At 63.4% G+C, this 25,609-nt stretch carries 20 protein-coding genes and 1 pseudogene; 13 read left to right on the forward strand and 8 right to left on the reverse strand.

The window, feature by feature from the left end:
* Position 1: 1 nt before the first annotated feature.
* The 4 genes and pseudogenes from BBX50_RS10505 to BBX50_RS10520 all read left to right on the forward strand — a co-directional run bounded on the left by BBX50_RS10505 (position 2) and on the right by BBX50_RS10520 (position 1,832).
* On the forward strand, positions 2–466 hold the full coding sequence (locus BBX50_RS10505; RefSeq protein ID WP_034792537.1) for a chemotaxis protein CheW: 465 nt from the start codon (positions 2–4) through the stop codon (positions 464–466).
* A 255-nt stretch (positions 467–721) separates the two neighbouring features.
* Positions 722–1,021, forward strand: a complete 300-nt coding sequence (locus BBX50_RS10510) for a hypothetical protein (protein ID WP_065775242.1) — start codon at positions 722–724, stop codon at positions 1,019–1,021.
* A 107-nt stretch (positions 1,022–1,128) separates the two neighbouring features.
* A pseudogene (locus BBX50_RS10515) lies at positions 1,129–1,464 on the forward strand (transposase); the annotation flags it as partial.
* 53 nt (positions 1,465–1,517) lie between these two features.
* Positions 1,518–1,832, forward strand: coding sequence for an EthD family reductase (locus BBX50_RS10520; RefSeq protein WP_065775243.1), 315 nt, complete (start codon positions 1,518–1,520; stop codon positions 1,830–1,832).
* 345 nt (positions 1,833–2,177) lie between these two features.
* Here the strand turns inward: BBX50_RS10520 and BBX50_RS10525 are convergent, their stop codons facing one another.
* Entirely contained in the window at positions 2,178–2,672 is a 495-nt protein-coding gene (locus tag BBX50_RS10525) for a CreA family protein (protein ID WP_065775244.1), read from the reverse strand.
* A 266-nt stretch (positions 2,673–2,938) separates the two neighbouring features.
* Positions 2,939–4,183, reverse strand: coding sequence for a GGDEF domain-containing protein (locus BBX50_RS10530; protein WP_065775245.1), 1,245 nt, complete (start codon positions 4,181–4,183; stop codon positions 2,939–2,941).
* 391 nt (positions 4,184–4,574) lie between these two features.
* Between BBX50_RS10530 and BBX50_RS10535 the strand changes: the two genes are divergently transcribed.
* The 3 genes from BBX50_RS10535 to BBX50_RS10545 all read left to right on the forward strand — a co-directional run bounded on the left by BBX50_RS10535 (position 4,575) and on the right by BBX50_RS10545 (position 6,658).
* Positions 4,575–5,234 carry a phosphoribosyltransferase gene (locus tag BBX50_RS10535; protein ID WP_244513127.1) on the forward strand — a complete coding sequence of 220 codons (660 nt, stop codon included), beginning with the start codon at positions 4,575–4,577 and terminating at the stop codon, positions 5,232–5,234.
* A gap of 169 nt (positions 5,235–5,403) precedes the next feature.
* On the forward strand, positions 5,404–6,042 hold the full coding sequence (locus tag BBX50_RS10540; protein ID WP_065775246.1) for a cysteine hydrolase: 639 nt from the start codon (positions 5,404–5,406) through the stop codon (positions 6,040–6,042).
* A gap of 154 nt (positions 6,043–6,196) precedes the next feature.
* Positions 6,197–6,658, forward strand: coding sequence for a GNAT family N-acetyltransferase (locus BBX50_RS10545; RefSeq protein ID WP_065775247.1), 462 nt, complete (start codon positions 6,197–6,199; stop codon positions 6,656–6,658).
* 47 nt (positions 6,659–6,705) lie between these two features.
* On the opposite strand, the gene BBX50_RS10550 is transcribed toward BBX50_RS10545, so the two are convergent.
* Positions 6,706–7,956: an adenylate/guanylate cyclase domain-containing protein gene (locus tag BBX50_RS10550; RefSeq protein WP_065792019.1), complete on the reverse strand. Its 1,251-nt coding sequence runs from the start codon at positions 7,954–7,956 to the stop codon at positions 6,706–6,708.
* A 297-nt stretch (positions 7,957–8,253) separates the two neighbouring features.
* Here BBX50_RS10550 and BBX50_RS10560 point away from each other — a divergent pair, with 297 nt between their 5' ends.
* Positions 8,254–8,721 (forward strand): hypothetical protein, encoded by a 468-nt coding sequence (locus tag BBX50_RS10560; protein ID WP_139108264.1) that lies wholly within the window; start codon positions 8,254–8,256, stop codon positions 8,719–8,721.
* A 108-nt stretch (positions 8,722–8,829) separates the two neighbouring features.
* On the opposite strand, the gene BBX50_RS10565 is transcribed toward BBX50_RS10560, so the two are convergent.
* The 4 genes from BBX50_RS10565 to BBX50_RS10580 all read right to left on the reverse strand — a co-directional run bounded on the left by BBX50_RS10565 (position 8,830) and on the right by BBX50_RS10580 (position 13,422).
* Positions 8,830–9,396: an STM3941 family protein gene (locus BBX50_RS10565; protein ID WP_065775251.1), complete on the reverse strand. Its 567-nt coding sequence runs from the start codon at positions 9,394–9,396 to the stop codon at positions 8,830–8,832.
* A gap of 30 nt (positions 9,397–9,426) precedes the next feature.
* On the reverse strand, positions 9,427–11,892 hold the full coding sequence (locus tag BBX50_RS10570; protein ID WP_065775252.1) for a UvrD-helicase domain-containing protein: 2,466 nt from the start codon (positions 11,890–11,892) through the stop codon (positions 9,427–9,429).
* Between the two features lie 227 nt (positions 11,893–12,119).
* Positions 12,120–12,527, reverse strand: a complete 408-nt coding sequence (locus tag BBX50_RS10575) for a carboxymuconolactone decarboxylase family protein (protein ID WP_065775253.1) — start codon at positions 12,525–12,527, stop codon at positions 12,120–12,122.
* Between the two features lie 73 nt (positions 12,528–12,600).
* Complete coding sequence (locus BBX50_RS10580) at positions 12,601–13,422, reverse strand: cyclase family protein (protein ID WP_065775254.1); 822 nt, start codon at positions 13,420–13,422, stop codon at positions 12,601–12,603.
* A 270-nt stretch (positions 13,423–13,692) separates the two neighbouring features.
* On the opposite strand from BBX50_RS10580, the gene BBX50_RS10585 reads away from it, so the two are divergent.
* The 3 genes from BBX50_RS10585 (at position 13,693) to BBX50_RS10595 (ending at position 18,655) form a co-directional block, all read left to right on the forward strand.
* Positions 13,693–14,079 carry a hypothetical protein gene (locus tag BBX50_RS10585; protein ID WP_065775255.1) on the forward strand — a complete coding sequence of 129 codons (387 nt, stop codon included), beginning with the start codon at positions 13,693–13,695 and terminating at the stop codon, positions 14,077–14,079.
* A gap of 245 nt (positions 14,080–14,324) precedes the next feature.
* On the forward strand, positions 14,325–15,509 hold the full coding sequence (locus tag BBX50_RS10590) for an efflux RND transporter periplasmic adaptor subunit (RefSeq protein WP_065775256.1): 1,185 nt from the start codon (positions 14,325–14,327) through the stop codon (positions 15,507–15,509).
* A gap of 35 nt (positions 15,510–15,544) precedes the next feature.
* A complete protein-coding gene (locus tag BBX50_RS10595; protein WP_065775257.1) occupies positions 15,545–18,655 on the forward strand; it encodes an efflux RND transporter permease subunit in 3,111 nt (1,036 codons plus the stop codon).
* A gap of 120 nt (positions 18,656–18,775) precedes the next feature.
* On the opposite strand, the gene BBX50_RS10600 is transcribed toward BBX50_RS10595, so the two are convergent.
* On the reverse strand, positions 18,776–19,210 hold the full coding sequence (locus BBX50_RS10600) for a DUF1772 domain-containing protein (RefSeq protein ID WP_065775258.1): 435 nt from the start codon (positions 19,208–19,210) through the stop codon (positions 18,776–18,778).
* Positions 19,211–19,907: 697 nt separating this feature from the next.
* On the opposite strand from BBX50_RS10600, the gene BBX50_RS10605 reads away from it, so the two are divergent.
* The gene (locus BBX50_RS10605; protein ID WP_065775259.1) at positions 19,908–21,314 is read left to right on the forward strand and encodes an FAD-linked oxidase C-terminal domain-containing protein; all 1,407 of its coding nucleotides are present in this window, start codon (positions 19,908–19,910) and stop codon (positions 21,312–21,314) included.
* Positions 21,315–21,541: 227 nt separating this feature from the next.
* Entirely contained in the window at positions 21,542–25,303 is a 3,762-nt protein-coding gene (locus BBX50_RS10610; RefSeq protein ID WP_065775260.1) for an AsmA-like C-terminal region-containing protein, read from the forward strand.
* Positions 25,304–25,609: the final 306 nt, after the last annotated feature.

Consider the following 25,609-nt stretch of genomic DNA (forward strand, 5'->3'; position numbering starts at 1 on the left):
CATGAGCAACGCAATCAAGCAGTCCGGTGCCTATCTCGAAATCGTCTCGTTTCACCTCGGCGACCAGGAATTCTGCATCGACATCATGGCGATCCGCGAAATTCGCGGCTGGGCGCCGGTAACGCCGATGCCGCACACGCCGCCCTATGTGCTCGGCCTCATCAACCTGCGCGGCGCGGTGATCCCGGTCATCGACATGGCGGCCCGCCTCGGCATGAAGATGACCGAGCCGTCGGAACGCTCGGCGATCATCGTTACCGACATCGCCGGAAAGCTTGTCGGTCTGCTCGTCGAGCAGGTTTCCGACATGATGACCATCAAGAGCGAAGCCTTGCAGCCGGCGCCCGAGATCATCCCGGAAGCGCAGCGCGCCTTCTGCCGCGGCATCGTCGCCCTGGAAAAGACCATGGTCTGCTTCCTCAACCTCGACACGGTCATTGCCGACGAGCTGGCGCAGGCCGCCTGAAGCATTTCGTTCCAGCTTGGCAGGGGCCCTGGCGTAGTGCGCCGGGGCCTTTTGCGTTTCGGCATGATCAGGCGCCGTGCGGGGCGGTACTGGAACCCGCCGGTCAAGTTAAACTTCCGCAATGAACTTCACGCTTGGGCGATGCCATTGTGACAAATCGTCATGTGGCCGGCAGAGATACTTGTACTAATTTACGGCTGTTGCTGGGTGCCCGAACGGAGGCCGGGTGCCTGTGTCGAAACAGGAGTTGAACCCATGACAATCTCTGCAAGAAAACTCATTGCCGCGCTCTCCGTAACGATGGTCATGGCTGGTCCGGCTTTGGCCGACAGCTATTATCAGGGCATTGACCCGAACAATCCTCCCGGAACACAGAGCCACCGGGCAATGCCTATGATGCGACAGTCCGCAGCGCCCGTCGACACGATGTCAACGGGCAGCATCAATCGAACCACGACGCCGACGCCTGTCTATCGTGAACGTCAACCCTATGGCGGATATCAAGGTGGCGACGGCGACTATTATCAGGGCATCGTTCCGCCGGCGTCCTACTAGAGCACCGTGCGTTCATATGAACGCACCAAGGACAATCTAGCACTTTGATTCTAGAGCATCTTTCCGCCTCAGGTGGATCCACTTGAGTGAGGGATGCTCTAGGTCACGGACAAGCACACGCTGGCAGGAGCGCCGCCGGTATGCTCGATACGCTCGGCGGCGGCGACGCGCTGCTCGCCGATCGCGTCTACGACAGTGATGCCTTGCGCCTCGAGATGGCCGCGCGCGGCGCATGGGCCAACATCAAGCCGATGCCCGGCCGCAAACGCCGCCCGCCGTTCAGCGCCTTCCTCTATCGCTACCGCAACCTCGTCGAGCGCGTCTTCAGCAAACTCAAGCACGTCCGTGCCGTCGCCACCCGCTTCGAAAAGCACAGCGAAAACTACCTTGCTCTCGTCAAACTCGCTTCAGCCAAAATCTGGATGCGCTTTACGAGGCGGTGAGCTAGAAGGGGCCCCTCGAACGCTCGGAGAGGCGTTCAGGCAGGAGCCCGACCATGATCAAGATGAGTGTCTACTATCCCGCCGATGGCGGTTCGAAGTTCGATCACGACTATTACCGCACCCGTCATATGCCACTGATCCAGGAACGGCTCGGCGATGCCTGCCTGCGCTACGAGATCGATAAGGGCCTTGCGGGGCGCGAACCTGGAAGCGCGCCGGAGTTCGTCGCGGCGTGCCACGTCTACTCGCCGAGTCTGGCGACCTTCCAGGAGGCGTTGGGTCCCCACCGCGCGGAGATCGCCGCGGACGTCGCCAGCTATACCGACATCGCCCCCATCGTGCAGATCAGCGAAGTCGTTGAAGGGTAGGGGCTTCGGCGTAGGCGTAGCGTTGAACTTTCCGCGATCGGCGTTGTGCTGGCCGATCTGATCCATGGTGAAGTAGCCGGTGCCGAACCGGTCGACGATCGGGAACATGTAGCTGCCGTTGAAGCGAAAACTACCTTGCTCTCGTCAAACTCGCTTCAGCCAAAATCTGGATGCGCTTTATGAGTCGGTGACCTAAAGCGGTCACAAGCGGGGAACAGGCGGGTAGCCGCCGACACACGTTCCCGTCCGCTCAGCCGCGGTTTTGGAAGCGCCCACGAAAGGGCGGGCGCTTCGGCCTATTACACCGGATCGCCTTGCGCGCCGACGCCGGCAGCAGGGCCACACTTACTGCGGCTTGCCGTTCTGCCAGTTGACCGTCTGGCCGTAGAGCGGAATCGTCGTGATCGACATCTTGGCCGAGCCGTCGGTCAGCTCCCGGGAATGGGCGAGATAGATCAGCGTATCGTTCTGGCGGTCGTAGATCCGCGTGACCAAAAGGTTCTTCCAGACGAGCGACAGCCCGGCGCGAAAGACTTCCTCGCCCTCCTTGGAAAGATCGATATCGCCGATCTCGATCGGTCCGGTCTGGCGGCAGGCGATGGAATTGTTGGATGGATCTTCGAACCAGTTGCCGTTCTTCAACCGATCGATGACGCCGCGGTCGAAATAGGTGACGTGGCAGGTGATGCCCTTGATCTTGGGATCGCTGACGGCGTCGATCACGATGTCGTTGCCGAGCCAGTCGACACCGACTTCGCCGACCGTTTCGGCGCGGGCGGGCTGGGCGACCGCGAAGGCGGCAAGACCGGCAAGAAAAAGGGCACGAAAAGCACGCAGCATGGAATGTCCTCCGGCAGCGCCGCGCCTTGGGTGCAAGGCCGCTGCAGCATCTTGAATGGCTGCATGTTTGTCCCCTGGATCGCTGGCGATCCAGGAAAGCACGCACCAGGCAGCCTGGTTCAGATAGGTTCAGGACGAGGCTTTACAAGGCGAACGCGCGCCGCACCAGAGCGCCCGACATCATGCGAGAGTATGAAGGTCGTAACAGCGCCTTGATTTCAAAACATCTTTCCGCCCGCAGCAGCTCCACTTGCGGGCAGATGCGCTTAACCGGTGTCGCGCAGCAGTTGCGGCTCGAGGCTTCGGCTGTCGGCCGCGCGCATTTGGGCGGCGGCGGCGGCGAGTGCGCGCGCGCTGGCATCAGGCTGGAAGCGCCCGGCAATCGTGCAACGGTCGCGGCCATCGGCCTTGGCGTCGTAAAGCGCCATGTCGGCGCGGATCATGACGTCGCTGATCGTGTCGCCGGGGGCGGCTTCGGCAAGGCCGATGCTCACCGTCAGCCGGATCGGACGGTCGAAACGGCCGATCGGCGTGTCGCGTACCGTGCGGCCGATTTCCTCGGCCAAAACAAAGGCGGCGTCTTCCGAATGGTTGGGCAGGACAATACCGAACTCTTCGCCGCCGATGCGCCCGAGCGTGCCGCGGCCCGCGAGACAGGCAGTCACGGTGCCGGCGAAATGGCCAAGCGCCGCATCGCCGACCGCATGTCCATAGCGGTCGTTGATCTGCTTGAAATAGTCGAGATCGAGCAGCAGGAAGGTGAGTGGCCGCTGTCGGGCGAGGCTGACCGTCAGGGCGCGCTGGCCGAAATCAAGCAAGGCGCGCCGCGACTGCACTCCCGTCAGTTCATCGCGGGCGATCGCGCTCTTGAGATCGGCGATCACCCGGTTCTGGATCATCAGGATGACGCCGAGGAAGAGGGCGGGCAGATAGAAGTGCCGCATGGCGGCGCAGGCGAAATCCCAGGTGACGGGCGCAAGCGGTACCGCCCCGGCTTCGTGTGTGGCCGGAGAGAGGGTGGTAACGGCAAGCAGCGCCGAACAGCCGACGGCGGCGCAGGCGACGACGACCAGGCGTTCGATCGGCCCCGGGGCGCCGCGCCGGTGTTGCGAGCAGACGGCAATGTTCAGAACGAAGGCCGCGGCAATGCCGATGGCGGAAAGCGCGTGCAGCGTAGCGCTGTTTGCCCCGAGCGCGGCAAGCAGCAGCGCCAGAACCGCGATCGATGCCGCAGCAACCAGTAGCGTCGATACGCGCTTCGAAACGTCGAGAGCCCGGTGGAAGCCTGACAGGACGAACAGACAGGCGCCGCCCAGGAGCGCCAGCCCGATCGGGAACAGCAGCCGAAGCGCCGGGAATTCAGCCAACATCAGAAAGAGGGTCGCCGCCGCGGCGATCGCACAGGCGGCCGCGAAATCCGTGCCACCCTCGACCATGGAGGCGCGCAACGAAATCAGGACCGGGAGCATCGCCAGGAGGGCAATGATCGATATGGCAGGGAGAAAGCTCATTTCGAAACGGCCTGTCGTGCTAAAATCAACAAAGGCGGCTTGCGTCTCAGCCAGATACGCGCTGCCAATTGGTAGCGATGGCGCCTTAACGAAAGCCGGCGAAATCCGTTGCAATTTTAGCGATTGGCCGGGAATGGCACGGTTGTTCACAATGGTACACGGGCAACCAGCAGATGACGGGCCGTCGATCCGGTGAGGCAGTCTGGCGGCTTGCCAAAGTGACCCCGGCGGGGCGCTCTTTCGCCGAGCCGAGAGGCTCGCAGGTCAGCAAAACGAGGCGCCGAGACCGCAGGATGAACTGCTGGACCCTGCTCGATCTGGCCCGCGACGTTTGGTGGCCTTGGTGTTCGGCCTGATCCGGCGCATGAGCGAAGACCATGGAGAAACGCGCGTGTTTACGGGGGCATGGATTTTCGAAGACAGGGCGGATGCCGGGCGGCAACTCGCCAGGGCGATCGAAAGAGAAGACCTGAAGGATCCTGTGGTGATGGCGCTGCCGCGCGGCGGCGTGCCGGTAGGCTATGAGATTGCCGTTCATATCGGCGCACCGCTCGAAATCCTGATCGTGCGCAAGATCGGCGCGCCGGGCCACCTGGAGTTCGGGCTTGGCGCACTGGTCGACGGCGAGGAGCCGGAACTGGTGCTGAACCAACAGGCGATCCGGCTCGTGCGCCCGCCTGAGGGCTATATCGAGGCGGAGACAGAACGCCAGCGCGCCGAGATCCTGCGCCGCCGCACGCTCTATTTTGGCGACCGCGCGCCGACCTCGCCTGAGGCACGCGACGTTATCCTTGTCGATGACGGCATCGCCACCGGCGGAACCGTGCGGGCGGCCATCAAAGGGCTCAGCCGGATGGGGGCACGTCGCCTGGTGCTCGCCATACCCGTGGCGCCGAAAAGCGAGCTTGCAGCGCTGAAAAGCTCTGTCGACCGCATCGTCTGCCTTGCCACTCCCTTCGCCTTCCGTGCCGTCGGGCTGCACTATCGCGATTTCGAGCAGACGACGGACGAGGAGGTGATCGCGCTGATGAGGAAAGCGCATGCGACGTGATGGCGTCCGACCTGTTGCCGGCCCGACGGTTGCCGTGATGGCCGCGAGGCGTCCGATTGGTTGCGTGTGACGGTCAGAAGCATCTTGCAACCGCGCGCCGTGCGCGCCACATTCCCGGCGCGAGATTTGTCGGAAGCGGTCGCCGGGAGAGGTGGCCCGAGGAGGAGCCATGGCCGCGAGATTGGAAATCGGAAAGACGCTTGAAGACTTCTGCCGTCCGGATCGGATGGCGCTCATCGTCTACGACATGCAGGCGGGCATCACCAATCAGGTCAAGAACGGTCCGGCGATCCTGGCCGAGGTGCTGAAGCTGCTGGAGGCGGCGCGGAGAGGCGGCTTTCCCGTCATCTTCTTAAGGCACCTGTCGATGCCGAAGCCGCTGATGGGCGCTTTCCAGATGCGTCAGGCGATGGCCTGGCAGCGGACGGATGATCCGGACGCGGTGCACCCCTGGTTCCTGCGCGGCACGCCGGGCTTTGAACTGGTGCCGGAGCTGGAGCCCCGCGCGGACGAGGCGATCCTCGACAAGATCACGTTTTCGGCGTTCGAGGGCACGCCGCTTGCCATGATCCTGCGCGACCTCGGGCTCACCTCCTTTGCGATCTGCGGCATCGCCACCGAGATCGGTATCGATCCGACCGTTCGCCACGCCACTGACCTTGGCCTCGTGCCCGTCGTCGTGCGCGACGCCTGCGGGGCAGGGCACCACGAGGCCGGCGAACGCTCGATGGAAAACATCGTCTTCATGGGCGATGCGATCATAACGGACGTTCAGGCGATCACGGCGGCGATGGCCAAGGGGCAATGACTGGAGCATCCCGCTCTCAAGTGGATTCACGCGAGGCGGAAAGATGCTCTAGAATCAAAGTACTAGAGTGTCCTTGGTGCGTTCATATGAACGCACGGCGCTCTAAGCGTTAGGGCGGCAGTGCCCCTCCATCCAATCGATCACAGGACCAACAATGGCCGACAATCTTATCATCCGCCCGATAGCCAAGGCCGACTATGAGCAATGGCTGCCGCTCTGGGATGGCTACAACGCCTTCTACGGCCGTTCGGGTGCTACGGCGCTCGATCCCGCGATCACCGCCATGACCTGGTCGCGCTTCTTCGATGCCTACGAGCCGGTGCATGCGCTGGTGGCCGAGAGCGACGGGCGGTTGATCGGGCTGACGCACTACCTCTTCCACCGCAGCACGACCGCCATCCAGCCGAACTGCTACCTGCAGGACCTCTTCACCAGCACTGAGGCGCGCGGCAAGGGCGTCGGGCGGGCGCTGATCGAGGGCGTCTACGAGGCGGCACGGGCGGTGGGCTCGCCGCGCGTCTACTGGATGACGCACGAGACCAACGAGACGGCGATGGCGCTCTACGACAGGGTGGCGGAGAAGTCGGGGTTTTTGGTGTATCGCAAGGTGGTTTGACGGCGGATCGGCCCATGCGCATGGCCGAGGAAGTGACGAGCGGCGCCTCAGATATCCGTCTGCGCGAGGGTGCCAATCTCGCACGATTCAAGGCTCGGCAGCCGCATGTTCCAGATTTCGGTCGGGCCGAAACCCTTGATGTCCTCATCGCCGGAGCGGTCGAACCGGAAGTGCCCGCTCAATCGCTGCCTGATCTCTGCGGTCGTCGTGATGCAGCCCGGCTGGCCGATTGCCTCCAGGCGTGCTGCGAGGTTTACCGGCGCGCCCCAGACGTCATAGGCGTATTTCGTGCGTCCAAGGACGCCAGCTGTTACCGACCCCGACGCCATGCCGGCGCGCAGCACCAGGTCGACGCCGTGGCGTTCGCCGACCTCGCGGGTCGCGGTGATGGCGCCGAAACCGAAGGCCGCGGCCGCCTTTTCAGGCGCGGGATGTCGCGCGGGTACGCCAGCCACGGCGAGATAGGCATCGCCGATGGTCTTGATCTTCTCGACACCGACTGCTGCGGCCAGGCGGTCGAACTCGCTGAAGAGTTCGTTGAGCAGGCTCACGGTTCTTTCCGGTCCCAGGTTGTTTGACAGGGCCACGAACTGGACGATGTCGGTCAGGATCACCGTCGCGTGCTCGAACTCATCGATGATCGTTTCGCGCTCGTTTCGAAGCAGACGCGCCACGATCTCGTCCGGCATGATCGACGTCATCAGGCGGGCCAGTCGCCCCTGCGCTTCCCTCGCCAGGTGGAAGGCATAGTAGATCGTGGCGAAGCACATGAGCGTGAGGGTGACGATTGAAGACGAATGAAGGAGCTGCAGGAAGCGGTTGTCGTCATAGACACCCGATCGTGCCTCCGGAAACGCGATGGATGCAGCGATGACCGTGATCGCGGCTATGGCGCTCAGGACCGTCACCAGGGCGATGTTCTCAAACCCGAGGATCGCGAAGGCGACCGGCGTGACGCCGAGCAGGGTCAACAGCACGCCGGAATCTCTACCGACATAGGAAGCGATCCAGACGAGGATCACCATGCAGATGCCGAATTCCCAAAGTCCTGAGGCGACACGCCCGAAGCGATGAAAGAGCGGTGTCAGCGCGGCCGCGCCCGCCAGAGCGAGATTGGCGTAGACGAGCGGGATCAGGCTCGGCTCGCCATAGAGCGCATAGATGAGGGCAAAGCTCGTGGTGGTGACGACGATCACACAGGCGGCAACATTCGCGACGAGGATGCCTTCGCGATCACCCTCGGCAACATTTGCGGCGCCCAGTTCCAACAGTCTGCGAGCAGCGCTCGTCCAGGACATGTCTCCATCCACTTCGCGTCGAGGGAGATCGGTACACGGTTTCGTTCAAACGCGAGAATTGTGCCTGAAATATTATTGCACTTTGCCATTCCGCGCCATGAGGTCGGCGGCTGCACGATCCATGGGAGTACACGCGGCGCGGGCTTTGGATGGGCGCGCCCAGACGCCGATGCAAAATTTTCTCATGCCTCGCCGTTGATTTCGTCGTTTGCCGCGCCTCCACCGGCATGACAGTTTCCGATGCTCGCAGTGGACAAGGCGCCGTTCCGGCGTTTTTCGAGGACAACGATGCTGCCAATGGGCGAAAAAAGACTGGACTGCGCGATCTCTTCAGAGGCGACTGACGGCGATCGGGGCTTGCGCACAAGGGCTCACGCCCTCTTCATGGGCGCTCTTCTCGCAGGAGCCACGGCTGCGCCGGCGATGGCCGATGAAGGCACTCTGGTCGGACGGCGCGGTCTTGCCGCAGCGGAAGAGACCCCGCCAGCGGTCGCAAGCTGCCAGCAGCTTTCCGAAACGCTCCGCGATTTCAAACTGCAGGATGAGCGCGTAGACCTGTGGGCCTCCGGGCCGCTCACCCTCATCGAGACCGATCAGGTGCTCTGGTATCTCGCCATATGCTCCGAGCCGGGCATCCGGGTGCTGTGCGTCACCTATTCCGACAACGGCATGAAGGTGGGCGAACAGGCCACCCTTCGCGGCGCCATGCGGATCGAGGATGACAAGCACGTGGTGCTCGATCCCTGTCTGGCTTCACGGGATTGACTGGCATCGCTAGGCGGCGCTTGTGGCGCGATGTGCCAGCGCACTGAGTGGAGGTGCGGCCCGGGCGTCTGCGGGGTGTACTGATCGAGACAAACCAAGGTGCGGAGCTCACGGTCTGGGTCCGTGATCTCGGTGGTAGGCAAGGATCAATTCACGAAGTTCGCCGAATGTAATGGCAAGCCCTGTCGAAACAATGAGAAGTCCTTTGGGTGTTCCAAACATGCCACTTCGGCGAACTTTCGAACCGATTTTTCTATGCAGGCGACCGATGATGTTTTGATCGAGTGTCAAGACAATCATCTTTTGTTTGTAATATTCGACAGTGTTGACATCGACTATTGCGGACCAAGGAATCATACTCGGAGCCAATCGAGCATCACTAAGTCCTTGAGGGGATAACGAGACAACGTAGCGGCGCATTGGAACGAAAAGGACAAGAGTAGCCAGGAAGGCAATGGGCCAAGCTATCAAGCCGAGATAGCCGGCGAACAACAGGCGTCCGGTCGGTGCTTCGTCAACCCAGTTCAGCAAAATGGCCAGGGAGACCGCCGACAAGGCTGCGCTGGCAGCGAGAACCCCTATCAACTGCGGCCAGGATTTGTTGACTTCAACGGTACGGCTCGTGTCGATCGGATGTCGGCAATCCAAATCGTCGTTTCCGTCAGCTACGGCCATGTAATCCCCATCCCAGCGGGCGAGTTGTCCTCACACCTTCTCGACAAACCCATCCAGCACGCGCTTCTGGCCGGCGCGGTCGAAGTCGATGGTGAGCTTGTTGCCTTCGATCGCCGCGATGTTGCCGTTGCCGAACTTGATGTGGAAGACGCGGTCGCCGACCAAGAAGCGCGAGGGTTCCGTGGCTGTCGATTTTGCCACCAGCTCGCCATCGATGGTGCGGCCGCGCGGGCCGCTTTCGCCGTAGCCAATGCGCTCGACCGCGTGGCCGGAGCGGGTGCCCCAGTTGTCGCGGGTGGCATCGGAACGGTGCTGCTGGGCGCGTTTCCAGCCCGGTGTCGAATAGGTGTTCTGGAACGGATCGGCCTTGTCGAAGCGCGACTGGCCGTAGCCGCCGCGACCGTAACCGCCATAGGACTGCTCGCTCTCGGCCACGTCGACATGGGCGGGCGGCAGCTCGTCGAGGAAGCGCGACGGCAGGGTCGACTGCCAGAGGCCGTGGATGCGGCGGTTGGAAACGAACCAGATGTGGCAGCGATACTTGGCGCGGGTGATGCCGACATAGGCAAGGCGCCGTTCCTCCTCGAGGCCGGAGCGGCCGCCTTCGTCGAGCGCGCGCTGGTGCGGGAAGAGGCCTTCCTCCCAGCCGGGCAGGAAGACGGTGTCGAACTCCAGCCCCTTGGCCGAGTGCAGCGTCATGATCGACACGGCATCGAGGTTCTCGTTCTGCTCGGCATCCATGACGAGCGCCACGTGTTCGAGGAAGCCGCGCAGGCTCTCGAAGGCTTCCATCGAGCGGATGAGTTCCTTGAGGTTCTCGAGCCTTCCCGGGGCTTCGGCCGACTTGTCGTTCTGCCACATGGCGGTGTAGCCGCTCTCGTCGAGGATCTGCTCGGCAAGCTCGGTGTGCACGGTCGTCTCAAGCAGGCTCTGCCAGCGGCGGAAATCGGTGACGACGTCGAACAGCGCCTTGCGCGCCTTCGGCTTCAGCTCGTCGGTCTCGATGATCTCTGAAGCCGCCGCCAGCATGGGCACATCGCGGGCGCGGGCATAGTCGTGCAGCGTGCGCACGGTGGTGTCGCCGAGGCCACGCTTCGGCGTGTTGATGATGCGCTCGAAGGCGAGATCATCGGCCGGCTGGCAGACGAGGCGGAAATAGGCCATGGCATCGCGGATTTCGAGGCGCTCGTAGAAGCGCGGGCCGCCGATGACGCGGTAGTTGAGGCCGAGCGTGACGAAACGGTCTTCGAACTCGCGCATCTGGAACGAGGCGCGCACCAGGATCGCCATGTCGTTCAGATTGTGCTTCTGGCGCTGGAGCTGCTCGATTTCCTCGCCGACGGCACGGGCTTCCTCTTCCGAATCCCAGGCGGCGTGCACCTGCACCTTCTCATCGTCCGGATCGGTGCGGTCGGTGAAAAGCGTCTTGCCGAGGCGGCCTTCGTTATGGGCGATCAGGTGGCCGGCGGCACCGAGAATATGTTCGGTGGAACGATAGTTGCGCTCGAGCTTGATGACCTTGGCGCCTGGGAAATCCTTTTCGAAGCGCAAGATGTTGTCTACTTCCGCGCCGCGCCAGCCATAGATCGACTGGTCGTCGTCGCCGACGCAGCAGACGTTCTGTGGAACGCCCTTGGGTCGCTGGGCAAGCAACCGCAACCACATGTACTGCGCTGTGTTGGTGTCCTGGTACTCGTCGACCAGGATGTAGCGGAACTTGTCGTGGTAGTCCTTCAGCACGTCCGCATGGTTGCGGAAGATGCGGATCGGGTGCAGCAGAAGGTCACCAAAATCGCAGGCGTTGAGCGTCAACAGCCGGTTCTGGTAGGCGGTGTAGAGCTCGCGGCCCTTGCCGTTGGCAAAGGCGCGCGCGTCGCCTTCGGGGATCTGCGCCGGATCGAGGCCCTTGTTCTTCCAGCCGTCGATCATGCCGGCGAACTGCTTGGCCGGCCAGCGCTTGTCGTCGATGCCTTCGGCCTGGATAAGCTGCTTGATCAGCCTGACGACGTCGTCGGTGTCGAGAATGGTGAAATCGGAGCGCAGGCCCACGAGCTCGGCATGGCGGCGCAGCAGCTTGACGCCGATCGAGTGGAAGGTGCCGAGCCAGGGCATGCCTTCGACCGCATGGCCGACGAGCACGCCGATGCGCTCCTTCATCTCGCGCGCCGCCTTGTTGGTGAAGGTCACGGCGAGCATCTGCGAAGGGAAGGCGCGGCCGGTGGAAAGAATGTGGGCGATGCGGGTCGTCAGCACCCGGGTCTTGCCGGTGCCGGCGCCGGCAAGCACGAGCACGGGTCCATCCAACGTTTCGACCGCTTCGGCCTGTTCCGGGTTGAGGCCGGAGAGATAATCCGGGCGCGGCTGAGCACGATCACGCGCCGCCATGGCGCGCGCGGCGATACCGCTGGCAGCTGGGATACCTCCGGGGGCTGGCGGTTGCTTGCGCGGCGCCGGCTCCTCGTCGAAGAAGGGAATGTCGTCGAAACCACTCATCATGCGGCTCAATGTAGTGATTCGGTGGGGAAAGGCCAGAAAGGATGTTCTTCTTTTATTCCGTTTTCTGCGCCAGCCGCACCAAGCCTGTGGAAAGACAGGCGATTTCGAGACCGCTTATTCTTGGTCATGTCGCCTGGGCGCGTCGGGATCTTTCAGGTCGCGCTTTGAGTTTTTGATTTGCGCCTGTCGCCTTCGCAAAACCGCTGCGCATTTTTGCGCGACATGCTTTACCCGGACGCCTTGTCGAAGGCGGGGTCGACCGGCACCTGAAGGGCGGTCGCAAGCTGGTTGGTGCGGGCGGCAAGCGAGATCACCCGGATGAGGTCCGCGTGCTCGGCATCGCTCATGCCCTTGGCTTTCGCGGCCGCCGTATGGGAATGGGCGCAGTAGCCGCAGCCATTGGTCACGGAGACGGCGATATAGAGCATCTCCTTGACGAGCGGATCGAGTGCGGACGGCGTCGCCATCACCGCCTTGACGTCGCGCCAGGTCTGCTCCAGCAGCTCCGGATCGAAGGCGAGCCACAGCCACATATTGTTGATGAAATCGGATTTGCGCGTGGCGCGGATGTCGTCGAACACGGCTTTGACGCGTGGATCGGCTTCCGGGTTTTCGCGTGGGGTAACGGTACTCATAGGCGTTCCTGGCTCGGCTCTTCCTGGCTTGAAGGTTCCCGGCGGCCTTGCACCGCCGGGTCGACAGGTGGGTTCAGGCAAGCGCGAAGACGCGGGCCGGGCCGCCGGTGCCGCCGCGGTGTTTTGGCGCGCCGAGGATCAGCGTTGCGCCCTTGGCCGGCAGCTTGTCGAGATTGGCGGCGGCTTCCAGCCCCCAACGGCCCTCGGGCAGCCAGGCATAGTGCGTGGCAAAATCGGGCGAGGGGCCGTGGTCGAGCGACAGCGTATCGACGGCGATGCCTGCGGTCTTGCTTTCTTCAATGAGATACTTCGCCGCCTCCACATGGAAGCCAGGGAAATGCAGCTTACCGCCGCCATCGGCATTGCGGAACTTGTCCGTGCCCATATGCGCGCCCCAGCCCGAGAGCATGGCGACGCAGGCGTTTTGCGGGATCTCGCCATTGGCAGCGATCCAGGCCTTGAGATCGTCAGGCGTCACCTGCGCATCGGCATCAGCCGTCGCCTTCTCGCGGATATCGACGATCACGAGCGGCACGACGAGTTTTTCGACCGGCAGCTCGGCGACGGAGAGACCGTCGGCGGAAAAGTGCAAGGGCGCGTCGACATGGGTGCCGGTGTGTTCGTTCACCCGCAGCTCAAACATGTTGAACTTGTCCTTCGCGTAGTTGAACTTTTCCTCGCGGAAGAACTGTTGCTGGCCGAAGAAGGTCGGAAAATCCTCATGCAGCTCGTGCGTCAGATCGGTGACGCTGGCGTGGCCCTGGGCCAGTGCCGGCGGCGCCGCAACGACGCTTGCCGCGGCAAGACCGGCGGTTCCGACAGCGGCGGCCTTGAAGAAACTGCGGCGTGAGAGCATGCGCTCTTTCACCGCTTCCATTACGCAGGCATCGCACATCGTCTTCTCTCCTCTCCAAGAGACCTGAAGATCAGGCGCAAGACCGGCCGAAACTCGCTGCCGGCGGTTGCAAGATAGCGCAGTCCTCGTGGCTGTAAATGCTGATTATCTGGGGAGATTTTGCGCGAAGGTGAGGCGATCCTTCGGCGCACTGGCCTGAGATTGGGCGAACGTTCGTCATTGTATATTCGTGTTTCCTCAAACGAGGGCGCGTGCTATTTATGGTTGAAGTGGGGCGAAATCACCGCTCCCATGGATCGGAGACCGCCTATGGCCAAACGTTGCTGGTCGAACAGGGAAAGGGTTCTCCTCGTGTATGGTTTGGCTGTCGTATTGTTTCTTCTATGTCTGACTCTGGCCTGTACCGCGATTGTCATTTCGGTAGATAAGGACGTTGTCGATGAAATAAGCAAATATCATAATATGTTTAAAAACTATAACTTATACGTTTCGTGTACTATCAATATGTTCGTGTCATTTATGTACTATAGGGTCGTTGTTGAATTTGATTCAATCAAGCTTCAAATGAAGCCTCTTGCACTCCATTTTGATTTCTTTGCTTTTCTCGTGTTGTTTACGGCGATGGCGCTGTTGACGATGGCGTTTATGTTGGTGCCGGCGGCCCTGTCTGCGTATCTTGTTTTTGTTCAATCATGACGGCGTACCAGACCGGCTGCACCAGAGGGGGCCGCCGAAGAGCCTGCAAAATTCCGGGGCCGAACGGCCCCCGGATAGGCAGATACGTCATCATGCCGCCAACAATTTCGCTTTTATTACAATTGCGTAATGATGGCATTCGGTCATTGCCCCGGCGCGTGCGAACAGGGATACTCCGCCCAATCGGAACGAACCGCCGGCCGCGCCGCGCTGGGGCGTGTTTTATGCTTTATTCGGAGACTTGAATGCGGGTTTGGAAACAGCTTGCGGTAAGCGCCGCTGTGCTTCTGGTGGGCGCAGCCGTCTGGGTGCGGTTCGTGCCCGGTGCTGGCGAAACGCTGGCTGCGATCGGCGTCTCGCATCCGCTGATCGATGCCTTGTCCAAGCCGGGCGCCGGCGGCGGCGCGGGTGGCGAGCGCGGCAATGGCCGCGGCCAGGGCGGCAACAATGCCATCCTCGTCATGGTTCGTCCGTCGGCGACCGCTGTCGTCAACGACCGGCTGAACGCCATCGGCAACGGCGAGGCGATCCACTCCGTCACCGTAACGCCGACGGCAACCGGCAACCTCACCGAAATTCTCGTTCGCTCCGGCGAAAAGGTGGCGCAAGGGCAGGTGATCGCCAAGCTCGACAGCGACGACCAGAAGATTGCCGCCGACCAGGCGCGGCTCAACCGCGACAGCGCCCGCGAAAAGGTCGAGCGCTACCGCAACCTCGGCACGGCGCGGGCGGTGACGGCTGTCGAGGTCCGCGATGCGGAAATTGCCATGCAGACGGCGGAGCTGGCGCTGAAAACCGCCGAGCTCGACCTCAAGCGTCGCGATATCGTCGCCCCCTCCAAGGGTGTCGTTGGCATCATCACTGTCAATGTCGGCGACTACGTCACCACCACGACGCCGATTGCCGTCGTCGACGACCGCTCGGAGATCCTCGTCGATTTCTGGGTGCCGGAGCGCTTCGCCAACAAGATCACCGTCGGCCAGCCGGTCACCGCGTTTGCGATCGCCCAGCCGGGCAACCAGCTCGAGGGCGCGATCCACGCGATCGACAACCGGCTCGACCAGGCAAGCCGGACGCTGCGGGTGCGGGCGCGCCTCGAAAACCCTGACGATATGCTGAAGGCGGGCATGTCCTTCTCTGTCACCGTGGCGTTTGACGGCGACACCTACCCGACCGTCGATCCGCTGGCGATCCAGTGGAGTTCGGAAGGCTCCTACATCTGGCGCGTCTCGGGCGACAGAAGTGAGAAGGTGCCGGTGAGGATCATCCAGCGCAATCCGGACAAGGTGCTCGTCGACGCGGCCCTTAACGAAGGCGACGAGATCGTGACCGAGGGCGTGCAGCGCCTGCGCGATGGCGGCGAGGTGCGCATCGCCGGTCGCGAGCGCAGCCAAGAGGCGCCGCAGAAGGTCGCGGAGGAAACCAAGTGAGCGGCGGGGAGGGGCATGCAAGCGGAGGGGGCCACGTGTCCGCCCGCGAGCGCGGCAAGACCGGCTTTACCGCACTCTTCATCCGCCGGCCGATCTTTGCGCTCGTCGTCAACACGCTGATCGTCGTTGCGGGTCTCGCCGCCTGGAACGGTATCGAAATCCGCGAATTGCCGCAGGTCGACCAGCCGGTGATCTCGGTGACGACGACGCTCGATGGCGCAGCGCCTGAGACGATGGACCGCGAGGTGACCTCGGTGGTCGAGGGTGCCGTCTCGCGCGTCCAGGGCATCCGCGACATCTCCTCGACCTCGACCTTCGGCCGCAGCCGGGTGACGCTGCAGTTTTCCGACACCACCGATATCGGCCAGGCTTCCAACGACATTCGCGACGCGCTCGGCCGGGTGCGCAACCAACTCCCCGACAATGTCGACGAGCCGAGCATCGTCAAGGCCGATGCCGACAGCCAGCCGATCATGCGGCTGGCGCTCACCTCCGACACGATGTCGATGGAAGACATGACGCTGCTCGTCGAAAACGAGATCAGCGACCGGCTGGCGGCCGTCGAAGGGGTCGCCGACGTCGCGGTCTACGGCGATCAGGAAAAGATCTTCCGCATCGACCTCGACCAGGCGAAGCTCGCCGGGCGCGGGGTGACGGTGGCAAACCTCAGGACCGCGCTCGCCAACGCTTCCTACGATGTGCCGGCGGGCAAGCTGACCAGCGCCAGCCAGGACATTTCCGTGCGCGCCACCGCCGACCTGCAGACGCCGGAGCAATTCGAAAACCTGATCCTCGTCAACAATGTGCGGCTGCGTGACGTCGGCACGGTAACCCTTGGTCCGGACACGGGCACGACGGCGCTGCGCTCCAACGGTCGCCAGGGCATCGGGCTTGGCATTATCCGCCAGGCGCAGTCCAACACCGTTGATATCTCCGAGGGCGTGCGCAAGGTCGTCGACACGATCCAGACGCAGATCCTGCCCGAGGGCACGCAGCTTCGGATCACCAGCGACGACGCCGTCTTCATCAACGGCGCGATCCATGAGGTCGAGATTGCGCTGATCGTCGCCGTCTTCATCGTGACGCTGGTCATCTACATCTTCCTGCTCGACTGGCGGGCGACCTTGATCCCGACGATCACCATGCCGATCGCGCTGATTGGCACGGTGGCGGCCATCTATCTTGCGGGCTTTTCGATCAACATTCTGACGCTGCTCGCAATCGTGCTTGCGACCGGGCTTGTGGTTGACGACGCCATCGTGGTTCTCGAAAATATCGTGCGGCGGCGCGCCGAGGGGCTTGGCCCACGTGCGGCTGCGGTGCACGGCACGCTCGAAGTGTTCTTTGCGGTGCTGGCGACGACGGCGACACTTGCTGCCGTGTTCGTGCCGCTCTCCTTCCTGCCGGGGCAGACCGGCGGTCTTTTCCGCGAGTTCGGCTTCGTGCTCGCCTTCTCGATCCTGCTTTCCTCCTTCGTGTCGCTGACGCTCTGCCCGATGCTCGCCTCGCGCATGCTGACGAAGGAGGATCATTCGGTGCCGGGGCCCATGGCCCGGTTTGGCGCGCGCGCCGCCGGCTTCTACCGGGTGACGCTTCGCGCCTGCCTCAACTCGCCGCTGATCGTCTTTGCCGTCGCTGCCTTCTTTACGGTGATGGGGGCTGCCGGTTTCCTGACGCTGAAGTCGGAGCTGACACCGAGCGAGGACCGGTCGCAGGTGATGATGCGCATCAACGCGCCGCAGGGTGTGTCGCTCGAATATGCCCAGGCACAAATGCGCCGCATCGAGGATGGTTTGCAGGCGCTGGTCAAATCCGGCGAGATCGACAACATCTTCTCGATTTCAGGGCAGGGCGGTTCGGCCAACAGCGGCTTCATGGTGCTGACGCTCGCCCCCTGGGAAAAGCGCGACCGAAGCCAGCAGGAGATCGTTTCCGACATCAACAAGGTGACGGCGCGCATTCCCTCGGTCCGCGTCTTTGCCATGCAGCCGAACAGCCTCGGCATTCGCGGCGCCGGCAGCGGCCTGCAGGTGGCGCTTGTCGGCAACGACTACAACAGGCTCGGCGACGCGGCGGCAAAGCTGGTGCGCCAGATGGAAGACAGCGGCCGCTTCGAGAACGTCCGGCTCAACTACGAGGCCAACCAGGCGCAGCTTTCGATCACCATCGACCGTGAGCGTGCCTCCGACATGGGCGTCGATATCGGCGGCCTCGCCTGGGCGCTGCAGGCCATGCTCGATGGCAACAGCGTCGTCGATGTCTATGTCGACGGCGAATCCTATCCGGTGAAGCTGCTTTCCTCGACCAATCCGGTCAACGATCCGACCGACCTGCAGAACATCTTCCTGAAGGCCGGCGACGGCAAGATCGTGCCGATGTCGACGATCGCCAGCGTCGAGGAAAAGGCGGTGGCGCCGCAGCTCTCGCGCGAATCACAGCTTCGCGCCGTGTCGCTCTCAGCCGGCCTCAAGTCGGACCTCGCGCTCGGCGAAGCCTTGACCATGGTCGAGCAGATGGCCGAGCCGCTCTTGCCGCCGGGCTCGCGCATCATGCCGCTGGCGGAAGCGGCGACGCTCAACGAGAACGCCAATGGCCTCTTCGTCACTTTCGGCTTTGCCGTCGTCATCATCTTCCTGGTGCTCGCCGCCCAGTTCGAAAGCTTCGTCAGCGGGCTGATCATCATGTCGACGGTGCCGTTGGGGCTCGCCTGCGCGGTCTTTGCGATGATCATGACCGGCAACACGCTCAACATCTACAGCCAGATCGGGCTCGTCATGCTCGTCGGCATCATGGCGAAGAACGGCATCCTGATCGTCGAATTCGCCAACCAGCTGCGCGACCGCGGCCAGGACGTGCGCTCGGCGATCGAAAACGCCGCCAACATTCGCCTGCGCCCTGTCATGATGACGATGATCGCCACCATTGTCGGTGCAGTGCCGCTGGTGCTGGCAAGCGGTGCGGGTGCGGAAGCGCGCATCGCGCTCGGCTGGGTGCTGGTCGGCGGCCTCGGGCTGGCGGTGATCGTGACCCTCTACCTGACGCCGGTCGCCTATCTCGTCATTGCCCGCTTCACCAAACCGCACGCGGACGAAGAGCGCAAGCTGCACGACGAGATGGAAGCAGCGGCGGCGCTGGAAGCGCGGTAGAGCGCCGTGCGTTCATATGACCGCACCAAGGACGCTCTAGCACTTTGATTCTAGAGCATCTTTCCGCCTCACGCGGATCCACTTGAGAGCGGGATGCTCTAGCCGGCGATCTTTCCCGCTTTACAATTCGAGCCTGGCGGCGACGAGAAAGATCGTTGCCGCCAGCCCGCCGAGCGCACTTCGGCCGGCATGAAGCCTGCCCCAGAGCTTGAGCAGGCCGCGGCTCTCCTCGCCGGCGTCGTCCGGGCGGATTGCCTCCAGGGAGCGATTGACCGGCATGACGAAGAGCAGGGTGTAGGGCCAGTTCAGGATGATGATCGCGGCACCGAAACCCCACAGCACGTGGCCGGTCTGTCCCCAGGCGGCAGCGCCGAAGAGGCCCGAGACGAGCGCGAGCGTCGCTTGCATCTCGAAGGCGCGGCGATAGGAGGGGACCCACTGCACAAGCGCTGCGCGATCCTCGAGATGGAGCCTGGCGGGCTGTTCGACCAGATTGATGTAGATGGCGGCGCCGAAAAAGATCGACGCGGTGAGCAAAGCGAGCAGACCCGGCATGTGCCTCTCCTTCGTTTACGCCACCATGATAATCCAAGGCTGGCAAAACGGCAGGTGTTTTTTCGGACCTCGCTCTCATACGTAGCAGTGCTTCAGGTCGATCGGTCGGTCGGCGGGTCGGAGGCGATGCTGGGCCAATTCCTGATGTGAGAGCGAGATGACCGCCAGCGGCCGCGCACCAAGAGTTTTGCGAGGCATCGACGCACAAGGGCGGGTTTCCCGATCCGGTGAAACTGATTCCGATAGTTCCGCCAGTGTTTTGAAACTGAATCGCTTATCGGCCTTGGTGGTGCCTCATCCGGGCGTCGATGCGTCGGTCCCGCGACGATTGTGGTAAGCGCGTGTTTCGGCGCCGGCATGATCGCCGGACCCGTTGTCGGCGATTTGCCGGGCTCCCGGGCTGCATGCGCCTTTTGCGGCGGCCGCAGTCATGAACGGGCTGGGGTTTGGGCTCTATCCCGTCTGCCTGCCGGCGCAGAGGCACCAGCCGCGTTGAAAGCCCGCTGTTTTCCACGCTGTCATACAGTCCTGTGACACTCCGGTCTCACCGCGGGCGTTTTCCTGCGCTACTGTGCCAATGAAGAGCGCGAGCGTCTGGACAAAATGATTCCGATTTGCACAGTAGCGCCTTGAAATGACTGCGCTTCCCGACCATCGATGCGGGGGTGTGGCAGATGCAAGAGGAAGGGCGTTTTCCGTGGCATTGAAGGCAATCAAAGCTGGCGCGAGAAACGAGGCCGGCATTGCGGCGGCGAAGGAAGCTCTGGCTGCCCGTTTCGGCGACCGGTTCCAGATGGGCGAGGCGATCCGCGCCCAGCATGCCCATACGACCACCTATATTCCGGCGCAGCTTCCCGATGGGGTGGTGTTTGCCGAGAATGCCGAGGAGGTGCGCGAGATCGTCCGGATCGCTGCCCGCCACGGGGCGCCGCTGATCCCCTTTGGCACCGGTTCTTCTCTCGAAGGCCACGTCAACGCACCGCACGGGGGCATCTCGGTCGACCTTCAGCGCATGAACCGGGTGCTGGAGGTCAATGCCGAGGACCTCGACTGCCGCGTCGAGCCGGGTATCACCCGCGAAGAGCTCAACACCTATCTGCGCGACACCGGCCTGTTTTTCCCGATCGACCCCGGCGCCAATGCCTCGATCGGCGGCATGGCCTCGACGCGGGCGTCCGGCACCAATGCAGTGCGCTACGGCACGATGAAGGACAATGTGCTGGCGTTGACGGTGGTGACCGCCGATGGGCGCGAGATCCGCACCGCGCATCGGGCGCGCAAGTCATCGGCCGGCTACGATCTCACCCGGCTATTTGTCGGCGCCGAAGGCACGCTCGGCATCATCACCTCGATCACGCTCAGGCTCCAGGGCATTCCAGAGGTGATTTCCGGCGGCGTCTGCCCGTTCCCGACGATTGCGGATGCCTGCAACGCGGTGATCCTCACCATTCAGTCCGGCATTCCTGTCGCGCGCATCGAACTTCTCGACGCGCTGCAGATGAAGGCCTGCAACGCCTATTCCGGCCTTTCCTATGCGGAGACGCCGACGCTCTTCGTCGAGTTCCACGGCAGCGCCGAGAGCGTCGAGCTGCAATCGCGCCAGTTTGCCGAAATCGCGGCCGAATTCGGCTCGACCGGTTTCCTGTGGACGACCAATCCGGAAGAGCGGGCGCGGCTCTGGAAGGCGCGGCATAACGCCTATTGGGCGCAGAAGAGCCTGATCCCGGGGGCCGCGATCCTGTCGACCGATGTCTGCGTGCCGATCTCGCGGCTGGCGGACTGTGTCGCGGCGACCCAGGAAGATAGCGCTGCCCACGGCCTGACGGCGCCGATCGTCGGCCACGCGGGTGATGGCAACTTCCATGTGGGCCTGTTGTTTGACGACAAGGACGCAGCCGACGTGGTGCGCGCCGAGGCCTTCGTCGACCGGTTGAACGCGCGGGCGCTCGCAATGGACGGCACTTGCACCGGTGAACATGGCATCGGCCAGGGCAAGATGCCGTTCCTTGAGGCCGAGCTTGGCGATGCGCTGGACCTGATGCGCCAGATCAAGCGCTCGCTCGATCCGAAGAACATCTTCAACCCCGGCAAGATCTTCGCCTGAGGCGCCGGGCGAGGGCGTCGGCTGCCGCTCCTTTTTGGGGCAATGCGCTGGCGCCAAAGTGTGATACTGCATAGTTCTGAAGTCGGAATCGACCCCGAGCGAGTTATGCGGCAAATCAAATCTCTGCGGCGCCACGCGTGGCGCGGTAGACGAGCGCCCGGTTATGGCGATCAAATCGATTTGCGGCGCGCAAATGCGCCAATGAACGGAATGGGAATATAGGCACGGTGCTTTCGCGAATTCTGCTTGCCGTCGGTGGACTTGTGGTCGTTGCGCTCTTTGCGGCGCTGATCGCCCCGTGGTTCATTGACTGGACGGATTTCCGCAAGGAGTTCGAGCGTGAGGCGAGCCGCATCATGGGCAAGCCGGTCGTCGTTCACGGCAGCGTCGATGCGCGCTTGATTCCGTTCCCGACCGTGACGCTGAACGACGTGCGCGTTGGCGCCAGCGGCGACGGCGAACCGTTGATCCAGGTGGCGCAGTTTTCGATGAGCGCGGAGCTTGCGCCATTCCTCAGCGGCGAGGCGCTGATCTTCGACATGCGCCTCGACCGCCCCAAGGCGAAAGTCAGGCTCTTGCCCGACGGTACGCTCGACTGGGCGCGGGGGCGGCGCGCATCGATCCCGGCCAAGACCGTCGTTCTTGAAAATGTCGAGATCATCGACGGGCAGGTCGAGTTCATCGACGAGCAGACTGGCCGCACCCGGCGCGTGAGCGACCTTGCCGCCGACGTTTCTGCGCGCTCACTCGCCGGTCCCTGGAAGGTGGAGGGGCGCGCGGCGCTTGACGGCGAAGTCGGCAGTTTCTCCTTCATCAGCAATGAGGTGGATGCAGCCGGTGCACTCAGCCTCAAGGCACGGGTGACACCCGAGAAGCGGCCCTTTGGCGTCGAAACGGACGGCTCGCTCAGGATCGTTGATTTCAAGCCGGTCTACAGCGGCCGTTTCACGCTGACGGAAAACCGGCCGCAGAGCGAGGCAAAGGATGCGGAGCAGCGGGCGCCGCTGCGCATCAACGGTGATTTCCAGCTTACCAACGAGAGCATCCGCGTTCCGGACTACCGCTTCGAAATCGGCCCGTCCGATGATCCCTATGTGGTCACCGGCGAGGCAACGCTCGATACCGGCAAGGAGCAGAAGTTCCTGCTGATCGCCGACGGTCAGCAGATCGACGTCAGCCGCATCGGCCCGAGCCGCAACAACAAGACGGGCCGCGATCCGGCGATCTCCATGCGCCAGCGGCTTGAAGCCATGCTCGCGATCGCTGCCGACATTCCGATCCCGCAGGTTCCGGGTCGTGCCAGCCTGAAACTGCCGGCGATCGTTGTCGGCGATACGACCGTGCGCGACGTGCGTATCGACGTGCAGCCCGACGGCGCCGGCTGGGTGATCGACAATGTCGTGGCGCTTCTGCCGGGACGCACGCAGCTGGAGGCCAAAGGCCGGCTGAACCTTAAGGGGCAACGGACGTTCCGCGGCGACCTGCTGCTCGCCTCCAACCAGCCTTCGGGGCTTGCAAACTGGCTGGCCGGGTCGGTTGACCCGGCGATCCGGAAGCTGAAAACGGCGGGCTTTTCGGCGACGGTGAACCTGACCGATACGTTGCAGCAGTTCGAAAACCTCGAAGTGGCCGCCGGCGAGGCGAGCTTGAAGGGGCGCATCGAGCGGCAATCCTTCGCCGATCAGCAACCGAACCTGTCGCTTCAGCTCAAGGGCAATCGCATCGATTTCGAGGCGCTGCAGGCGCTGGCCGGCCTGGTGGCGGGCGATGCCTCCACCGAGACACTGCTGCAGCATGCCATTGCCGCCGACTTCTCGGCCGACGCGTTCTCGGCCTTCGGCGAGGAAGCCAATGATGTGCAGGCGGTGCTGACGCTGAAGAACGGCCAGCTTCAGGCCGAGCGCGTGGCGATCGGTTCGCTTGCCGGCGCCCAACTCGCCTTTTCCGGCCGGGCAAGTGGAGACCTCGAAAAGCCCGTCGTCTCGGCCAAGATGAAGCTTGCCGCCAAGAACCTGACGCCGTTCCTCACGATGATCGGCCGGCACGCGGTGAACCACCCGGCGCTCCGGCAATTGATCAAGGCCGGCCCCTACTACAGCGACACCGCCTTTGACGTGACGCTGACCGCGGGCAACAAGGAGGGCAATGCGCCGGCGACCTTCGGCATTTTCGGAACCGCCAACGGCACCAAGATCGCCGCCAGCTATCAAGCGCCCGACATGGCGCAGGCGCTGACCGGCAAGGCGATGCTGCTCGAAGCGACGCTCGAAAACCCTGAAACCCGCCTGCTGCTCGGCCAGACGGGTTTCGACCCATTGCCCTTCGATGCAGATGCCAACGGCATTCTGTCGATCAAGCTGCAAAGCACCGATGGCGCGAAGGCGAACGGCACGGTGACCTTTACCACCGAGAAGACGTCACTCGCCGCCAAGGGAACCGTCGACCTATCCCGCGATCATTTCCTCGAGGGCCAGGCGAAGGTGACGCTGCAGACGCAGGACCTGGAACCCTATCTGCTCTTGCAGGGCGTGGCGCTGCCGCAAATGGGCAGTGGTCTGCCTTTGACGATCTCGACCGATATTGCCGCAACGCCCGAGGCGATCGCGCTGACGGCCGTTGAAGGCAAGGCGGATCGCAACAATTTTACCGGCGCCCTGACGATCGATCGCAAGGCTCCCGGGAGCGCGACCGGCCAGATTACGCTCGATACGCTCGACCTTGCCTGGCTGGGCGAGGGCATCCTCGGCCCGGTCGAGGATGCGAATGGCGCGTTTTCGAAGGGGGCTCTGGCGCAACCGGCCTGGACCGGCCTCAACGTGGCGCTCGACGTTCAGGCCGGAAAGTTCTGGCCGGGGGTCTATGGCGCCGTCACAAGCTTTGCCGGCAAGATGGAGTGGAAGGGCGACGAACTTTCCCTGACCGATGCCGCGGGCGACTGGCTGGGCGGCAAGCTTGGCGGGCGGGTGCAGATCGGCAACGCCAATGGTTCCGGCTTTCTGCGCTCGCGCCTGGACGTGAAGGGCGGCGATCTCGCACAGGCCGGCTGGATGCATGCGGGCGCACCCGTGGCGACCGGCACCTTCGATCTCTCGGTTGCGCTCGAGGCCTCCGGCGCGACGCCCGAGGCGATGGCGCACTCGGCCAGCGGGTCCGGCACCGCCACCTTCAACGGCACGACGCTTGCCGGCATCAACAGCGCGGCCCTGCCGCAGCTGATCGCAGCCGCCGACGCGCTGAAGACGCAGATCTCGCCGGATACGATCAGAGGTGCGGCGGAGACGACGGTTTTCTCGGGCCAATCGGTGGTCGGCGTCGTCAAGGTTCCATTCAGCATCGCCGGTGGCGTGTTAAGGGCGCAGAACGTGACGGCCGGAGACGGCAATGCCGCCCTGACGGGCGACGCCGCCTTCGATCTTGCAGCCGGCCGGATCGACGGCGGTATCGACCTGACCTTCCGGCCCGGCGAGGAGGCGCTTGCGGGCGCCGAACCGCGTGTTCGGATCGGCTATGCCGGGCTGCTTGAGGCGCCCGGTGTCAGCCTCGACGTGGCCGATCTGGCGAACTTCCTGTCGCTGCGCGCCTTCGAGCGCGAGCGCCGGCGCGTCGAGATCCTGCAGGCAAACGTGCTGGAGAAGCAGCGCTTGCGCCGGGAGCTTGCGCTTTACAAGGCGAAGGCAGAGGCGCGGGAACTGGACCGGCGGCGTGCGATCGCCGAAGAGCGTCGGCGTGCGGCGGGCGCTGCCGAGGCTGCCCGCGTGAAGGCCGAGGCCGAGGCGCAACGAAAGGCCGAAGCGGAACGCAAGGCTGAAGAGGAGCGTCGTGCGGAGGCCGAGCGCCGGGCAATGGAAGCGGTGGAACCGCCGCGCGGCGCCGGCCAGGGACCATCGATCCCTCCGACCGGGGCAGATGGTTCGCAGGGAACCGGTACGGGAGCTACTCCCGGCCAGAAGCTGAACTTCGACGTTCTGCCCGACATCACGGTGCAGTAGCCAAGGATCAATCGAACGCCGCTGGCGCCCTCCTGGCGCCGGGGAGGGTACGTGTTTTCGCCGGGCCGGTTACGACACATTTTTGATCGCCGCGATCAGCTGCCTCAAAGGGCGTGGCCTTGTCGACACGCCTTGCTTGCCCCTTGCCTTCGGGCTGCCGAACGGGATCGGCAAAGTTTTAACGAATTCTGAAGCACATAATCCATAGTTGCTCTCTAAATTAGCGATTTGCGTTGGATGGCAGGGGAGGACGCGCGGTTTCCGCTCCGCGTCCCTATCCGACTCATTGGAAACGAGGACGCTTGC

The organism is Ensifer sp. LC11 (genome assembly GCF_001695835.1).
GTDB lineage: Bacteria > Pseudomonadota > Alphaproteobacteria > Rhizobiales > Rhizobiaceae > Ensifer.

What these genes read in the sequence shown, in the direction of transcription:
- BBX50_RS10590 (WP_065775256.1), top strand. Translation starts at nt 14,325, where the DNA reads ATGCGGGTTTGGAAACAGCTTGCGGTAAGCGCCGCTGTGCTTCTGGTG.
- BBX50_RS10520 (WP_065775243.1), top strand. Translation starts at nt 1,518, where the DNA reads ATGATCAAGATGAGTGTCTACTATCCCGCCGATGGCGGTTCGAAGTTC.
- BBX50_RS10575 (WP_065775253.1), bottom strand. Translation starts at nt 12,527, where the DNA reads ATGAGTACCGTTACCCCACGCGAAAACCCGGAAGCCGATCCACGCGTC.
- BBX50_RS10530 (WP_065775245.1), bottom strand. Translation starts at nt 4,183, where the DNA reads ATGAGCTTTCTCCCTGCCATATCGATCATTGCCCTCCTGGCGATGCTC.
- BBX50_RS10545 (WP_065775247.1), top strand. Translation starts at nt 6,197, where the DNA reads ATGGCCGACAATCTTATCATCCGCCCGATAGCCAAGGCCGACTATGAG.
- BBX50_RS10560 (WP_139108264.1), top strand. Translation starts at nt 8,254, where the DNA reads ATGGGCGAAAAAAGACTGGACTGCGCGATCTCTTCAGAGGCGACTGAC.
- BBX50_RS10565 (WP_065775251.1), bottom strand. Translation starts at nt 9,396, where the DNA reads ATGGCCGTAGCTGACGGAAACGACGATTTGGATTGCCGACATCCGATC.
- BBX50_RS10580 (WP_065775254.1), bottom strand. Translation starts at nt 13,422, where the DNA reads ATGTGCGATGCCTGCGTAATGGAAGCGGTGAAAGAGCGCATGCTCTCA.
- BBX50_RS10505 (WP_034792537.1), top strand. Translation starts at nt 2, where the DNA reads ATGAGCAACGCAATCAAGCAGTCCGGTGCCTATCTCGAAATCGTCTCG.
- BBX50_RS10510 (WP_065775242.1), top strand. Translation starts at nt 722, where the DNA reads ATGACAATCTCTGCAAGAAAACTCATTGCCGCGCTCTCCGTAACGATG.
- BBX50_RS10550 (WP_065792019.1), bottom strand. Translation starts at nt 7,956, where the DNA reads ATGTCCTGGACGAGCGCTGCTCGCAGACTGTTGGAACTGGGCGCCGCA.
- BBX50_RS10525 (WP_065775244.1), bottom strand. Translation starts at nt 2,672, where the DNA reads ATGCTGCGTGCTTTTCGTGCCCTTTTTCTTGCCGGTCTTGCCGCCTTC.
- BBX50_RS10585 (WP_065775255.1), top strand. Translation starts at nt 13,693, where the DNA reads ATGGCCAAACGTTGCTGGTCGAACAGGGAAAGGGTTCTCCTCGTGTAT.
- BBX50_RS10540 (WP_065775246.1), top strand. Translation starts at nt 5,404, where the DNA reads ATGGCCGCGAGATTGGAAATCGGAAAGACGCTTGAAGACTTCTGCCGT.
- BBX50_RS10600 (WP_065775258.1), bottom strand. Translation starts at nt 19,210, where the DNA reads ATGCCGGGTCTGCTCGCTTTGCTCACCGCGTCGATCTTTTTCGGCGCC.
- BBX50_RS10570 (WP_065775252.1), bottom strand. Translation starts at nt 11,892, where the DNA reads ATGATGAGTGGTTTCGACGACATTCCCTTCTTCGACGAGGAGCCGGCG.